Annotated in this window: 2 protein-coding genes; both read left to right on the top strand. The window is 37.8% G+C overall.

The features are described 5' to 3' along the window. Positions 1-16 precede the first annotated feature (16 nt). Positions 17-109, top strand: a complete 93-nt coding sequence (locus PVK70_RS18915) for a type II toxin-antitoxin system RelE/ParE family toxin (protein ID WP_443111806.1) — start codon at positions 17-19, stop codon at positions 107-109. Then, positions 109-402 carry a HigA family addiction module antitoxin gene (locus PVK70_RS18910; protein WP_017023495.1) on the top strand — a complete coding sequence of 98 codons (294 nt, stop codon included), beginning with the start codon at positions 109-111 and terminating at the stop codon, positions 400-402. Before PVK70_RS18915 ends, PVK70_RS18910 begins: the two co-directional genes overlap by 1 nt. The last annotated feature ends 132 nt before the right edge of the window (positions 403-534 follow it).

Here is a 534-nt window from a genome sequence, read left to right as displayed (position 1 = left end):
AGGGGATAGAGATGGAATTTGGTCAATTACAGTAAATGGTAACTGGCGTGTTACTTTCGAGTTTGTCGATGGTAATGCTTACATTTTAAATTACGAGGATTACCATTAATGGCTATGTACAATCCCCCACATCCAGGTGAGTTTATCCATGACGTTTATATGGAACCATTTGGCTATAGTTGTCGCTTTGTTGCTAAACAGCTTGATGTTGCAGCTTCAACTCTAAATCGAGTAATAAAGGGTAAGAGTTCAATTTCACCTGAAATGGCATTACGTCTTTCTAAATCATTAGGTCGTACGCCTGAAAGTTGGTTAACAATGCAAGATAATTACGATCTATGGCAAGCAAAACAAAACGTGAATTTAACTAAGGTGCACACGATCAATTTTGCTATGGCGTAGTAAAATATAACAATCGCATCAACACGATTTACTACACTCGGCAATCTCAGTTTGCCGAGTGTTTCTCGTTTTAAGGCGTCAATTTTAAGTATAATTGCATAGTAGTAAACGTGTTATGCAGGCGTTATACCC

It is taken from the genome of Aliivibrio sp. A6 (assembly GCF_028765505.1).
Lineage (GTDB): Bacteria > Pseudomonadota > Gammaproteobacteria > Enterobacterales > Vibrionaceae > Aliivibrio > Aliivibrio finisterrensis_A.
This window is presented reverse-complemented; position numbering and strand designations above follow the sequence as displayed.